Source organism: Bradyrhizobium sp., assembly GCF_017881085.1.
Classification (GTDB): Bacteria; Pseudomonadota; Alphaproteobacteria; order Rhizobiales; family Xanthobacteraceae; genus Bradyrhizobium.
Map to the genome: position 1 here is coordinate 1 of NZ_JADGRI010000128.1, position 13,600 is coordinate 13,600.

Here is a 13,600-nt window from a genome sequence, read left to right on the forward strand (position 1 = left end):
GATCCGGCGGCGCGTCTGGCGCATTACACGCTTTACGCGCTGCTGATTGCGGTTCCGATCGCCGGCATCGTTGCGCAGTTTGCGCGCGGCAACGCGCTGCCGTTGTTGGGGCTTGGCGAAATCGCGTCACCCTGGATACGCGATCGCGCCTTCGCGCATAATATGACGGAGATCCACGAAATCCTCGCCAACGCGCTTGTGATCGTCGCAAGCTTCCACGCCGCCGCGGCACTGGTTCATCACTTTGTTTTTCGCGACAATACGCTCACTCGCATGCTTCCCGGCGGCAAGGGCTAAGCATCGGTACGCGGTCTCGTATGTTCCAAGAATAGTGACCTCTCGATGGAAGCGGCCGTGCCGCTGCGGCGGCGGCTGGCCGCCGGCGTCAGTCCGGCGACGATCAGCGCGATCGCGATCGCGGCGACGCTGAACACGGTCCTGGCACAGATGACGATGGCGGCCCGCGTGGTCTATTGGCTGGCACGCGAGCACGAGTTGCCGGCGATTCTTGCTCGGGCGCATCGCCGCACCGGTACGCCGCTGGTTGCTACCGTCTGCATCGCGGCGACGGTCGTGCCGCTGACGCCGCTTGCGGAAGCAACCTCGCTGGCGACGTTGGCGGTGTTCGCGCTGGTCAATCTTGCCTTGCTGTGCCTGCGGTACCGCGGCGTGCGGTCGGACAATCCGCACGTCACCGTTCCGATATGGATACCGCAATCGGATTTGTGACCTGCCTCGCCATGATGGCAGGCGCGTCGTTCGGATGAATAGCAGGCAGGTGTGCGGAATTAATATGGACGCTTGTTGCCGCCGAACATCTTCCGCAGGCGATCTTCGATATGCCCGCTGCTGGCGATGCCCACCATCGCCACATAGAAGGCAACCAGTCCCACGGCGAAATAGGCGACAACCTCGTGCATCTCGTCGATCCAGGTGGTGCCCCACAGCGTATGCGTGAGCAACATCAGGATCAGCGCGCACAAGGGCAGCGCTGCCAGGATCAGAAACACCGATGCGAGCGTCTTGGGAACCCGGTCGGCGTCTTGAAACAGCGCCTTGATTCCACCCGGGCTGTAGACGGTCGGCGGAAACTGGACGTGGCGCGGCCTGACGACTGCCCAAAAGATACCAACGGCCACCACGGCGGCGATGGCGTAGCCGATCACGACGTGGGTGTGCGGATATTCCTCGCCGGTGGAATAGGCGACGACCAGCAGGACGAACAGGGCGGTGCCCGATAGCCGGATCAGCAAATCCCAGATCATATCCGGCCGTACGGGCATCTCGGCTCTGATATCTTTCATGCGACAGGCCTCATAACGGGTGGATCGAACCATAAACCGCGGAGGTCGATTGGCTTTGACCTACATCAATTGCGAGCGTGGCGGCGACAAGCGCCTCCGCGCGCAAAATCGGCCAAGATGATCTAAATCAACCGGGCGTCTTGCCCCGAATGACAGACTTAAGTTGCATTCGGTTTGCGTTCGCAGACAGGGAGGATATCGCCATCGTCGAGCCCGTGATCCTCAACCTCCTCGTGGCACTTGGGATCGGCCTCTTGATTGGTGCCGAACGGGAGCGTCGCAAAGGCGAGGGACCGGCGCGTTCTCCGGCGGGGATACGAACGTTCACCGTCACGTCGCTTGTCGGCGCGGTCAGCTTCATGGTCGGAGCGGAGTTGATGCTCGCGATCTCGACGGCAGGCGTGGTTGCGTTGACTACCATCGGCTATTGGCGCGGCCGTAACGACGACCCCGGTTTGACCAGCGAAGTCGCACTGGTGCTGACGGTGCTATTGGGCGGCCTTTCAGCGCAACAGCCGGCGCTGGCGGGCGGCCTTGCCGTCATCGTGGCGGTTCTGCTCGCCTCGCGAACCCGGCTTCATCGCTTTGTCCGCTCGGTACTCACCGAACAGGAGCTCAATGACATCCTGATCTTCGCGGGTGCGACACTTGTCGTCCTGCCGCTTGTTCCGGATCGTCAGATGGGGCCGTACGGCGCGCTCAATCCGCATTCGATCTGGATTCTGGTGGTCCTCGTGATGGCGATCAGCGCGGGCGGTTACATCGCGGTCCGCCTGCTCGGCACCAGATTTGGATTACCCGTCGCGGGACTGGCGTCCGGCCTGATTTCGAGCACCGCCACGATCGCCGCGATGGGCGCGCGGGTTAAGGCGACGGCCGACATTGTGCCGGCTGCGGCAGCAGGCGCGGTGCTGTCGACGATCGCGACGATCGCGCAGATGGCGGTCGTGCTCGGCGCGACGAGCTGGCCGACCCTTCGTATGCTTTCCATTTCTCTCGCCAGCGCGGGCTCGATGGCGGTCATCTACGGGGCCATTTTTATGATTCTCGCGTTGAGGCAGAAGGCCGGGAGCGAGGAGGTAGCCGGACGCGCCTTCAGTCCCGTCACGGCTCTCGTCTTTGCCCTGACTCTCTCCTGCATCATGGTTGCCGCTGCGGCGCTTCAGGACTGGTTGGGCGAGAATGGCATCATCCTGGCCGCTGCGCTGGCAGGCTTCGTCGATACGCATTCGGCCGCCATCTCGGTGGCCACTTTGGTCGCCTCGGGAAAGATCACCGCAGCCGATGCCGTGCTGCCGATCCTCGCGGGACTTTCGACCAATACGATCAGCAAACTGGTCCTTGCCGGCACCAGCGGAGGCCGATCGTTTGCCGTCCGTGTAATACCCGGGTTGCTATTGGTCGTATTGGCGGCGTGGGCGGGCGCCCTCTATGCCTTGGTCGGTGCCTGAAGTGCCTTTCGGGGCGTCGGCGATGTCGCGACCGAACAGCGGCAAGCGGCACTTGGGCGGCCGGCACACTCCCGCGGGAAAGCCTGAACGTCCCGCGGCGGCCCCGCCGGCGCGATGACTCAGAAGCAGGGATATCGGCGGTGGTCCTGGCCGATATAGACGGCCGAACCCTGCGCGCAGTAATTGGTCGCGGGGCCGTCGTAATAGGCGAAGGTGCCGGGCTGGAGGCCGGGCCCGTAATTGTGCCGGTAGCTGATGTCGTAGGGCAGCCCGTAGCGGTACCCATAGTGGTGATGGTGGGTCCGCGCCTGTGCCAGGCCGGGAGCGAGGGCCAGGGCAGCGAGGAGAGCGGCGGCGGCGAGCCTGGGATGGGTCATCTGGATTCTCCGGCAGGGGGCCTCAAACGAAGACATTTTAGGCCATCAGCCGTTCCCATCCAGTAGGGAAAAGCGCGAAAAGTATAGGCAATTTCGTCACAAAACCGGGTTTTTCAGCCGGAATGGAATGCTTAACGAATTTCCAACACAGTCTCGCCAGAGTTCTACCGTCTGGTCCGGTTCGCGGACCCGGCTTTCCATGGTCCTCCAGGCCTGTCTGATCCGACCGACCCATGCGCATCACGTCCTTATCCCTGCTGTTGCTCTCGCTGCTGGCCGCAACGCCGGCGCGCGCCGATCTGCACATCACCCGGGATCACGGCGGCTATGTCGAGGAGTACAAGGAAAAGTACAAGCGCATCCGGGATCGCCACGAGCGGGTGATCATCGACGGCATCTGCAATTCGGCCTGCACGCTGGTGTTTGGCATCGTGCCGATGAACAAGATCTGCGTGACGCCGCGCGCCAGCCTCGGCTTCCACCAGGCCTATTACGACAAGGCCTTCACCTTTGGCATCAAGGTCACGAGCGCGGAAGGGACATCCGACCTGATGTCCTATTATCCCGGCACGGTGAAGGACTGGATCCGCCGCAACGGCGGCCTCACCACCGAAATGAAGAAGATCAAGAACGGCATGGATCTCTGGAAGATCGTCGATCCCTGTCCGGACGAGTGGTGAGCCTCGCGCGGCGCCACTGGCCCTGCGCAAAATAGCATTGCCGCGATGCCTGCGATCGGGCATCAGGGCGGCAAATGAATCATGATTTAGAGAAAATTGCCGCGCGCGCGGCGCCGGCGATTTTTGTCGTGCTCTGGAGTACCGGATTCGTCGCCACCAAATACGTCGTGCACAATGCCGAGCCGCTGACCTATCTCACCATCCGCATGGTGCTGGTGGTCGGCCTGATGGCGGTGATCGCCGCGATCGCGCGGCCGAAATGGCCGGACCGGACCGGCATCGCTCACAGCGCTGTCGCGGGCATTCTGGTGCATGGGTTTTATCTGGGCGGGACCGCGATCGCGATCGCGCATTCGATTCCCGCCGGGCTCTCGGCGCTGATTCCGGGCCTGCAGCCGATCCTGACCTCGACGCTTGCGAACCGCTGGCTCGGCGAGCGCGTCACACCGCTGCAATGGACCGGGCTATTGCTGGGGCTCGCCGGCGTGGTGCTGATCCTGCACGATCGCCCGATGAGCGGCGAGGCGGGCTGGGGCTGGTTCGCCTCGGGCGTGTCGCTGGTCAGCATCACCCTGGGGACCCTGTACCAGCGGCGCTATTGCGGCCAGATCGACTGGCGCGCCGGCAATCTCGTCCAGTACAGCGCGGTCGCCATCTTGTTCGCGGGTGCCGCGTGGCTGTTCGAGAACCATGTGGTGCACTGGACCGAGGAGTTCGTGCTGGCGCTGCTCTGGCTCGTGGTGGTGCTCTCGATCGGATCGATCGGGCTCTTGTACTGGCTGATCCGGCGCTCGGCGGCGACCTCGGTTGCGAGCCTGTTCTATCTGGTGCCGGCGGTGACCGCCGCCATGGCCTATGTCCTGTTCGGCGAACGGCTCGATATCGTCGCGATAGCCGGCATGGTCGCGTGCGCCGCCGCGGTGTTTCTGGTCAACCGGCGCGCCTGAGCGCGATGTGGCTTAAGGGCCAAAACAGAAGCCTCCGGACTCTCGTCTGAAGGCTTCTGCAACTCAACGATGCGGGCGCGATCAGCGCTTCGACTTCTTGGCCTTCCTCTTTTTCGGGGTCTTCTTGGAAGCTTTCTTGGCGGTCTTCTTGGCGGCTTTCTTCACGGCCTTTTTGGCGGATTTTTTCGCCGCGGCTTTCTTGCCGGCCTTCTTGGCTTTCTTGGACTTCTTCGGCGTCACCTTTTTCGCAACTTTCTTGGCGGCTTTCCTGACCTTCCTGACGACCGTCTTGACGGCCTCCTTGGTCGCTTCGGCGGCGCTACTCATCGCGTCTGTCGTCTGTTCCAGAAAGGGTTTGTCGTCGTCCATGTCGTCCCCCAGGGTTTGTCGGAAGTTTGACGATAGCCGGATTTGCAAATGTGTAAAGCCGACGGCGCGGCGAGCTCATTTCGCGCGGACCGTCGCATACGCATTCAGCGCACGCTCGCGGCCCTTCTTGTGGTCGATGATCGGCTCCGGATAGCTCTTGCCGAGCTCGACCTGCGCGGCCTCGAGTTCAATCGGCGTCGCGCTCCAGGGCTTATGGACGAGGGCTGCCGGCAACCGCGCGAGTTCCGGCACCCAGCGCCTGACATAGGCGCCGTCGGGATCGAACTTCTCGCCCTGCAGGATCGGATTGAACACCCGGAAATAGGGCGCGGCATCGGCGCCGGAACCGGCGACCCATTGCCAGTTGGCGGGATTGCTGCCGGCGTCGGCGTCGACAAGGGTGTCCCAAAACCATCGTTCGCCCTCGCGCCAGTCGATCAGGAGGTGCTTGACCAGGAACGACGCCACCACCATCCGCACCCGGTTGTGCATGACCCCGGTGCGCCAGAGCTCACGCATCCCGGCATCGATAATGGGATAACCGGTCCGGCCGCATTGCCATGCCCGGAGCGCCCGGTCGTCGCGCCGCCAGGGAAAGGCGTCGAAGGCGGGCTGCAGATTGCGATCGGCGAGATCGGGTACGTCGAATAGCAGATGGCGGCAGAATTCGCGCCAGCCCAGCTCGCTCAGGAACTTTTCGATATCGCCTGACAGGGCAGGGCGTTCGGCCGCGGCAAAACGGGCGGCGTGCCAGACCTGCCGCGGGCTGATCTCGCCAAACCGCAAGTGCGGGGACAAGCGTGATGTGCCCTCGCGGTCCGGCCGGTCGCGCTCGCTCGCGTAGCCGGCCACGCCGCTTGCAAGAAATTCCCCAAGCCTCTGTTGGCCGGATATCTCGCCGGGCGTCCAGCTGTCGCGCAAGCCACCGGCCCAGTCCGGATGCGCGGGCTCGAGGCCCCAGCTTTCGAGGGTGTCGCCGCCAGGGTCCGGCTGCGGATGCAACGCCTTCGGCGCAGGCAGCGGTTCGGGCGGATCGCCCAGAGACTGCACCCGCCGCCAGAACGGCGTGAACACCCGCAGGCCCCGGCCGTCCTTGCTGCGGATGCTGGCAGGGGCCGCCAGAAGGTCGCCGGGAAAGCTTCGCGCGGCGACGCCGATCGCTCCCAGCGCTGCGGCGACCTGATCGGCCACCGCCTGATGCGGAGCCTGCGCGATCCCGTTCCAGAACACCGAGCCGGCCTCGGTCTCGCGCGCCAGGTCGGCGATGATCCTGGCCGCTGGGCCCTTGCGCAGCACCAGCGATGCACCGAGCGAGGCGAGGCGGGTTCGCAAGGCCCGCAGCGACTGCGCCAGCCACCAGCGCGCCGCGCCGCCAAGCGGGCGCGCGCTCGGAGCGCGCAGCGCCTCGCTGGCTTCGTCGAACACGTAAAGGCAAATCACGGGCCTTCCGGTTTCGGAGGCCGCGCGCAGAGCGGGATGATCGGAAAGGCGCAGATCTTCGCGAAACCAGACGATGCAGGGGGAAGCGGATGTGCCGGCCATAAGGGGGTCAACTCGCAAGGCGCGCGTGCGTCCGCGTGCGGACATTGCAACTTTATCGGTCCCGGTACGTATTACCAAAGGATACGCGTAAAGGGGCAGGAGGTTTCGCGTGAACCGGTATGTTGTTCTCTATCTGGCGACGCTGATCGTCCTTCTTCCGATCGATTTTCTGTTTCTCGGCTACGTCGCCAAGGGCTTCTTTACCGCGCAAGTCGGCGACATGCTGGGCGAGATCAGGCCTGCGCCCGCGATCCTCTTTTATCTGCTTTATGTGGCGGGGATCTTGATTTTCGTCAGCGGCCCGGCAACCGCGACCTGGCAAACGTCGCTGCTGTACGGCGCGCTGTTTGGCTTGTTCTGTTATGCGACGTTCGAACTGACTTCATTGTCGCTGCTCAAGCACTGGACCTGGACCGTCGTGGTGGTCGACGTGTCCTGGGGCGTGTTCGTGACCGCGGTGTCGTCCGCGCTCGGACTGATGATCGCCGACTGGCTCGCGCCGAAGATTTAACCCGTCATTCCGGGATGGTGCGCAAACACCAGACCTCAGATGCGCAACTGCGCATCGGGGAATCTCGAGATTCTAGGATGTGCGATTGCACATCGTAGTTCGATGCTGCGCATCGCCCCGGAATGACTGTCTCGGTTGTTGGCTTCGCGTCACTTCGGCTGCGGCACGATCCGCAGATAGGGCTTCGGCGCCTTCCAGCCCTGGGGATAGATGGTCTTGGCCTCGTCGTCGCTGACCGAGCCCGCGATGATGACGTCCTCGCCCGGTTTCCAGTCGGCCGGCGTCGCCACGCGATGCTTGGCGGTCATCTGCAGGGAATCGATCACGCGCAGTATTTCCTGGAAGTTGCGGCCCGTCGTCATCGGATAGACCAGGATCAGCTTGATCTTCTTGTCCGGCCCAATGATGAAAACGTTGCGAACGGTCTGGTTGTCGGCCGCGGTCCGCTTGGACGGGTCGCCGGAAATGGCGGCTGGCAGCATGTCGTACAGTTTAGAGACGTTGTAGTCGGTGTCACCGATCATCGGATAATTCGGCGCCGTGCCCTGCGTCTCCTTGATGTCCTCGGACCATTTGGCGTGGTTGGTCACGGGATCGACGGAAAGCCCCATCAGCTTGACGCCGCGCTTGTCGAATTCCGGCTTCAGCTTGGCCAGCGCGCCGAGTTCGGTGGTGCAAACCGGCGTAAAATCCTTCGGATGCGAGAACAACAGCGCCCAGCTGTTGCCGATCCAGTCATGGAACTTGATTTTGCCTTCGGTGGTTTCGGCCTCGAAATCCGGGGCCACAGCGCCTATCTGGAGAGCCATTTTACGACCTCATATCCTTCAAGTTTAAGGGGAATTCTTCGTCCTAACTATAGGGGGCGAAAGCGCTTAAGTGAATGGTCGCCGAGAAAAGGTGAAATCTTTCTCCGGCAGCGGGAACTCGTAGCATCTTCTTTTGCCCCGCGCCTGTGCGACAAAAAGGCCACTACGCCGGCAAATGCCCGGCGTGCCCCGATATTGCCTTCTATCGCTTCCACCACGCCGGCCCCGGTTCGATACCGAACTTTCGCGGCCGTCACAGCGACAAATCGGCAACCATCTAAAAAACCCGCGAAGCAAGTTTCGAATCGTTAACCATTCGTTTACGTCCGGCATGGAAATGCTGGCCTGCAACAAAGAACCGAGAAGTAGTACCAACCCATGTCCGCCGCTTCACTGAAGTTACCTGAAACGATCGCTGCGCTCGAACCCTCCAAGATTTCCTGCCGCGACTCCGCCGCCCAAGCTCTCGCCGTCGTCCGCGATGGCGTCATCACCGGCGAAGGCCCCACCACCAAGGGCCGCGTGCATTTTTCGCGCGCGCTGGATGCCTTTGACGCCGCCTGGTGCGCGCGCATCCTGACCGCAACCGCGGTCGACGATCAGCCAGTCAGCCGGGCCGAAGCCGAAGCGCTGTTCGAGATCAATGAGGCCGCTGCCGAGCGCAGCGACGACGGACTTTTCGACGATCTGCTGGCCAAGGCGGTCGTGCACCACGCGGCGTCCGCGTCGGGCCTGCCGGTGCCGCCCCGCACCGTCGCATTGTCACCGGAAACCGCGATCGAAAGCTGGGCGTCGACCCGGGCGGTGGGTGTCAATACCGAAGTGCTGGAATGGATCGCCAGCCAGATGCGCGGCAAGCAGCGCTGCAACCGCACGCTGATGGCGCTGGTCGCCACCATCGTCGGCGCCGCGACGCTGCCGCTGACAACGCAGCTGCCGAACATGTTCGACATCGGGATTTAAATTCTGGCGGCGAAACAGCCTGTGCCAGCGACGGCGGGGTTATTTCCCCGCCGTTTTTTGTTTGCCGCTTTCCGCGTCGAGCCCGACGGTACGGCCCGGAAATCCGGCAGCGTCGAAATAGCGTTGCGACAGCACGCGCTGGTACTTCACGACCGTTTGCAGGCCGTTGGCCGCCGGCTTGGAGACAATTTTTCCGCCAGCCGCCTTCGGGGTTATGCCGTTGGGCAGGGCTTCCGAGATCACCCGGCCTTCCAGACCGCCGTTGGCGGATGCGTGCAGACCCATGAGCTCGGCGATGGTCATGCCGACGTCCGCATTGCTGACCGGCAGCGGATCGACATAGCCGGCTTTGAAACTGGGGCCGATCGCGGCCATGAAGTTCATGGTGTCGCCGCGGCCGAAACTGCCGTGCATGCCCTGGCCCTGCCGCAGCACCGTATCGGCGACTTCGACGGAGCAATTGGTCGGCTCGTTGCACCCCTCCGCATAGGAACGGAAGTTGACCACGATCGACGGATTCGGCGTGACCGCCTTGCCCTTCAGGTTGAGCTGCGACATCGGCAAGGTGCCGGGAAAGCGGCCGAGCTTGTCGTCGACGAACAGCCCGCTGACATAGTCCTGATCGAGCAGCGCCTTGATCGTGCGGTCGGCCAGCTTCTTGTCCCTGTTCGGAAGATAGATCAGGTCCGATCCGCCATTGGTGGCGACCACCAGATCGGGCTTTGAGGGATCCTTTCCGAGCACGCCGTTGCCGGCCTTCGGGTGGGCATTCTCGCCGATCGGCGCGTTCTTGTCATTGGGATCGAACAGCGGCAGGTCGAGCGCCTTCGCCAGATCGAGCGCGAGAAAGCCCATCGGCAGGAAATCCTTCGGCGTGTCCGCGTAAGTCGCTTTCGCCGACGGGCTGGTCTTGCTGTCTTTCGATATCGTGGAAAAACCGTGGTCGGCCGCGACCACGATGTTGGTGGTGGCGGAAAGACCGAGATCGTCGAGCGCCTTGCGCAATTGCGCCAAATTGTCGTCGGCGTTCTTGATGCCGGCGAGCGAGGTCGGCCCGTTGATCCCCGGCGTCACGGTGTTGAGGCTGTCGCCGGTATTGTGCTGGCTGCCATCGGGATCCCGCGACCAGAACACCAGCACGAACGGCTTGCCGCGCGCCTTGAACATCGGCAGCACGATCTTGCTGGCGACGTCGGCGAAATAGGCCTGCTGGGCGACATTGGCTACCGTAGTGCCCGGCGTCTTGGCGTCGCCGGCCTTGCCGTTGTCGCCGCGCGCGGGCGCTGCCAGCGGCAGATTGGCTTTTGTGAGCGCTTCCTTCATTTCATCCGACAGCGGAACGCCGTTCTTGCCGCCGGTGGAATCGTCGATCACGATCGAGTGCAGGCCGGGACGGTCGGCGCGGTCGGTGTGGTCGAAAATCAGCGTCGGGCCGACCTTGCCGATCGCCGCGGTGCTGAAGCCCTTGGCCCGCGCCATCTTCAGGATGGTTTCTTCGTTCAGATAGTCGCCGCCGAAATGCTCATCGACGTCGCCCAGCACCGCATCGTTTTCGAGGAAGGGGACGACGGTATCGCCGGCAGGTGCGGACGAGAAGCCGGTGTAGATGGTGTTGCTGAACGTTCCGGTGTCGCCGAGATAATGCCCGGTCGCCAAGGCCGATCCGTTGGCCATGGTAAAGGTCGGAAATATCGAATGCGAATTCTTGAAATTGACGCCCCTGTCGCGTACCTCCGCCATCGCCGGCGCGGTCTGCGGCGTGACGATCTGTCCGCGCAAGCCGTCCGGCACGAACAGGATCAGGTTACGAGGGGTGTTGTTCTGGGCGAATGCCGCCCCGGCGGACAACAGCGTCAGGCCGGCGGTTATGAAAGCCATGGAGCGGCGCATTAAAAACTCCCCGTAAGATGCAAATTCCGGCTAGACCGTTGCCTCTGTTTAGGTTTGCTGTACGACAGAATTGTTACAGCCGACCCTGCGTGCCAGATTGTCCCGGCCCGCGAGGGCCGGACCCCGCCCCAAAGGTTGCAAGTAAGCAAGAACATGTTCAAACGAATTCTGATCGCAAATCGCGGCGAGATCGCCTGCCGGGTCATCAAGACCGCCCGCCGGATGGGGATAAAGACCGTCGCCGTCTATTCCGAGGCCGACCGCGACGCGCTCCACGTCGAAATGGCCGATGACGCCGTCCTGATCGGGCCGCCGGCCGCCGCCGAGAGCTACCTGGTGATGGAGAAAATCATCGAGGCCTGCCGCAAGACCGGCGCCGAGGCCGTGCATCCCGGCTATGGGTTCCTGTCCGAACGCGAAGCCTTTGCGCGTGCGCTGGCCGAGGCCGGCATCGTCTTCATCGGACCCAACCCCGGCGCGATCGCCGCGATGGGCGACAAGATCGAATCCAAGAAGGCGGCGGCGAAGGCCGATGTCTCGACCGTGCCGGGCTTCCTCGGTGTGATCGAGGATGAACGCCACGCCGTGAAGATCGCCGACGCCATTGGCTATCCCGTCATGATCAAGGCGTCCGCCGGCGGTGGCGGCAAGGGCATGCGGATCGCGAATTCGACCAGCGAAGTCGCCGAAGGCTTCGGCCTCGCCAAGGCGGAAGCCAAGGCGTCGTTCGGCGACGACCGGGTGTTCATCGAGAAATTCATCGTCGATCCCCGCCACATCGAGATCCAGGTGCTGGGCGACAAGCACGGCAACGTCATCTATCTCGGCGAGCGCGAATGTTCGATCCAGCGCCGCAATCAGAAGGTGATCGAGGAGGCGCCGTCGCCACTCCTGGACGAGACCACCCGCCGCCAGATGGGCGAGCAGGCCGTAGCACTTGCGAAGGCCGTGAATTACGACTCCGCCGGCACGGTCGAATTCGTCGCTGGCCAGGACAAGAGCTTCTTTTTCCTGGAGATGAATACCCGGCTGCAGGTCGAGCATCCCGTGACCGAACTCGTCACCGGCATCGATCTGGTCGAACAGATGATCCGGGTGGCCGCCGGCGAAAAACTGGCGCTGAAGCAAAAGGACGTGCGGCTGACGGGATGGGCGGTGGAGTCGCGGGTCTATGCCGAAGACCCGTTCCGCAACTTCCTGCCCTCGATCGGACGGCTGGTGAAATACCGTCCGCCGCTCGAGAGCAGCGTCGACGGCATCACCGTTCGTAACGACACCGGCGTGCAGGAAGGCGGCGAGATCTCGATTTATTACGATCCGATGATCGCCAAGCTGGTGACGCATGCGCCGTCGCGCGCCGCCGCCATCGAGGCGCAGGCGACCGCGCTGGATTCATTCTACATCGACGGCATCCGCCACAATATCCCGTTCCTGTCCGCGTTGATGCTTCATCCGCGCTGGCGCGAGGGCAAGCTTTCCACCGGCTTCATCGCGGAGGAATTTCCGAAGGGGTTTGCGGTTCGCATCCCCGAGGGCGAGATCGCGCGCCGGCTGGCCGCGGTGGGCGCCGCGATCGATCACGTGCTCGGCGAACGCAAGCGGCAGATATCCGGCCAATTGACCGGCCGGCCCGTGCAGCGCGAGCGCCGCCGCGCGGTGTGGCTCGACCGCGCCGAAATTCCGCTCGACGTCGCCCGCGAAGCCGGCGGCATCGCGGTGCGTTTTGTCGGCGCCGACGGCGCGGCGGGCAATCCGCACCTTCTGGTCTCACCGTGGACGCCGGGCGATCCGGTCTGGCAGGGCACCATCGACGGCCATCTGGTGGCGATGCAGGTGCGGCCGATCCCCAACGGGATCCGGCTCGCGCATCAGGGATACGAAGTCGCCGTCAACGTCTTCACCGAATCCGAGGCCACGGCAGCGCGGCTGATGCCGATCGGCGCCAAGACCGATACCGGCAAGAAGCTGCTGTGCCCGATGCCGGGTCTTGTGGTGTCGATCGCGGTGAGCGAGGGCCAGGAGGTCAAGGCCGGCGAAACGCTGGCCGTTGTGGAGGCGATGAAGATGCAGAACGTGCTGCGCGCCGAACGCGACGGCACGGTGAAGAAGATCCACGCCGCTCCCGGCGCCACGCTGGCGGTCGACGCGTTGATTCTGGAATTCGCTTAGCACCGTCATTCCGGGGCGATGCGGAAGCATCGAGCCCGGAATCTCGAGATTCCGGGTCTGGCGCTGCCGCACCATCCCGGAATGACGATCAACTGAGAGGTTCGCGATGGCCTTCCGAAAGCGCCGCGAAGCGTTGCGTTCGATCCTGTCGGGATCGGAATGCATCCGCCCCGGGTCGGTCTATGACGCGATTTCGATCCGCATCGCGCAGGATCTCGGTTTCGAACTCGGCATGTTCGGCGGCTCGATAGCTTCGCTCGCGGTGTTGGGCGATCCCGACATCGCGCTGATCACGCTGACCGAACTCGCCGAGCAGATGCGTCGGATGTCGCGCGCGGCGGAACTGCCGGTATTGGTCGATGCCGACCACGGCTATGGCAACGCGCTCAACGTTCGCCGCACCATCGAGGAACTGGAGACGGCGGGCGCCGCCGGCCTCACCATCGAGGACACCTTGCTGCCGCAGGCGTTCGGGCAGGCAGCGACGCAACTGATCTCGCTGGAGGAGGGCGTCGGCAAGACGAGGGCGGCGCTGGATGCACGCCGCGATCCCTCGCTGGTCATCATCGGGCGCACCGGCGCGGCATC

The 13,600-nt window shown here is 63.5% G+C and carries 15 protein-coding genes; 9 read left to right on the forward strand and 6 right to left on the reverse strand.

Features of this window, described 5'->3' with window-relative positions; all coding sequences use genetic code 11:
• The coding region (locus QZ213_RS13975) for a cytochrome b/b6 domain-containing protein (protein WP_291686666.1) at positions 1-297 on the forward strand (297 nt) is incomplete at its 5' end.
• 45 nt (positions 298-342) lie between these two features.
• Positions 343-729: an amino acid permease gene (locus tag QZ213_RS13980; RefSeq protein ID WP_291686667.1), complete on the forward strand. Its 387-nt coding sequence runs from the start codon at positions 343-345 to the stop codon at positions 727-729.
• Between the two features lie 59 nt (positions 730-788).
• Here QZ213_RS13980 and QZ213_RS13985 read toward each other — a convergent pair whose 3' ends face one another.
• Positions 789-1,304 (reverse strand): hypothetical protein, encoded by a 516-nt coding sequence (locus QZ213_RS13985; protein ID WP_291686668.1) that lies wholly within the window; start codon positions 1,302-1,304, stop codon positions 789-791.
• A 77-nt stretch (positions 1,305-1,381) separates the two neighbouring features.
• Between QZ213_RS13985 and QZ213_RS13990 the strand changes: the two genes are divergently transcribed.
• A complete protein-coding gene (locus QZ213_RS13990; RefSeq protein WP_291686669.1) occupies positions 1,382-2,755 on the forward strand; it encodes a DUF4010 domain-containing protein in 1,374 nt (457 codons plus the stop codon).
• Between the two features lie 119 nt (positions 2,756-2,874).
• On the opposite strand, the gene QZ213_RS13995 is transcribed toward QZ213_RS13990, so the two are convergent.
• Entirely contained in the window at positions 2,875-3,132 is a 258-nt protein-coding gene (locus QZ213_RS13995) for a hypothetical protein (protein WP_291686670.1), read from the reverse strand.
• Between the two features lie 233 nt (positions 3,133-3,365).
• On the opposite strand from QZ213_RS13995, the gene QZ213_RS14000 reads away from it, so the two are divergent.
• Together QZ213_RS14000 and QZ213_RS14005 are read left to right on the forward strand one after the other, a co-directional pair.
• Entirely contained in the window at positions 3,366-3,812 is a 447-nt protein-coding gene (locus QZ213_RS14000) for a hypothetical protein (RefSeq protein WP_291686671.1), read from the forward strand.
• A gap of 74 nt (positions 3,813-3,886) precedes the next feature.
• Positions 3,887-4,759, forward strand: a complete 873-nt coding sequence (locus tag QZ213_RS14005) for a DMT family transporter (protein ID WP_291686672.1) — start codon at positions 3,887-3,889, stop codon at positions 4,757-4,759.
• Between the two features lie 81 nt (positions 4,760-4,840).
• Here the strand turns inward: QZ213_RS14005 and QZ213_RS14010 are convergent, their stop codons facing one another.
• Positions 4,841-5,128: a hypothetical protein gene (locus tag QZ213_RS14010; protein ID WP_291686673.1), complete on the reverse strand. Its 288-nt coding sequence runs from the start codon at positions 5,126-5,128 to the stop codon at positions 4,841-4,843.
• Between the two features lie 75 nt (positions 5,129-5,203).
• Positions 5,204-6,670, reverse strand: coding sequence for a deoxyribodipyrimidine photo-lyase (locus QZ213_RS14015; RefSeq protein ID WP_291686674.1), 1,467 nt, complete (start codon positions 6,668-6,670; stop codon positions 5,204-5,206).
• 109 nt (positions 6,671-6,779) lie between these two features.
• Here QZ213_RS14015 and QZ213_RS14020 point away from each other — a divergent pair, with 109 nt between their 5' ends.
• On the forward strand, positions 6,780-7,181 hold the full coding sequence (locus tag QZ213_RS14020; RefSeq protein ID WP_291686675.1) for a DUF2177 family protein: 402 nt from the start codon (positions 6,780-6,782) through the stop codon (positions 7,179-7,181).
• A 149-nt stretch (positions 7,182-7,330) separates the two neighbouring features.
• Here the strand turns inward: QZ213_RS14020 and QZ213_RS14025 are convergent, their stop codons facing one another.
• A complete protein-coding gene (locus QZ213_RS14025) occupies positions 7,331-7,990 on the reverse strand; it encodes a peroxiredoxin (protein ID WP_291686676.1) in 660 nt (219 codons plus the stop codon).
• Positions 7,991-8,368: 378 nt separating this feature from the next.
• Here QZ213_RS14025 and QZ213_RS14030 point away from each other — a divergent pair, with 378 nt between their 5' ends.
• Positions 8,369-8,953 (forward strand): hypothetical protein, encoded by a 585-nt coding sequence (locus QZ213_RS14030; RefSeq protein WP_291686677.1) that lies wholly within the window; start codon positions 8,369-8,371, stop codon positions 8,951-8,953.
• A gap of 39 nt (positions 8,954-8,992) precedes the next feature.
• Here the strand turns inward: QZ213_RS14030 and QZ213_RS14035 are convergent, their stop codons facing one another.
• Positions 8,993-10,843, reverse strand: coding sequence for a nucleotide pyrophosphatase/phosphodiesterase family protein (locus tag QZ213_RS14035; protein ID WP_291686678.1), 1,851 nt, complete (start codon positions 10,841-10,843; stop codon positions 8,993-8,995).
• A gap of 153 nt (positions 10,844-10,996) precedes the next feature.
• On the opposite strand from QZ213_RS14035, the gene QZ213_RS14040 reads away from it, so the two are divergent.
• On the forward strand, positions 10,997-13,012 hold the full coding sequence (locus QZ213_RS14040) for an acetyl/propionyl/methylcrotonyl-CoA carboxylase subunit alpha (protein ID WP_291686679.1): 2,016 nt from the start codon (positions 10,997-10,999) through the stop codon (positions 13,010-13,012).
• A gap of 106 nt (positions 13,013-13,118) precedes the next feature.
• Positions 13,119-13,600, forward strand: a 482-nt coding sequence (locus QZ213_RS14045) for an isocitrate lyase/phosphoenolpyruvate mutase family protein (RefSeq protein WP_291686680.1), incomplete at its 3' end; no start/stop codon positions are given.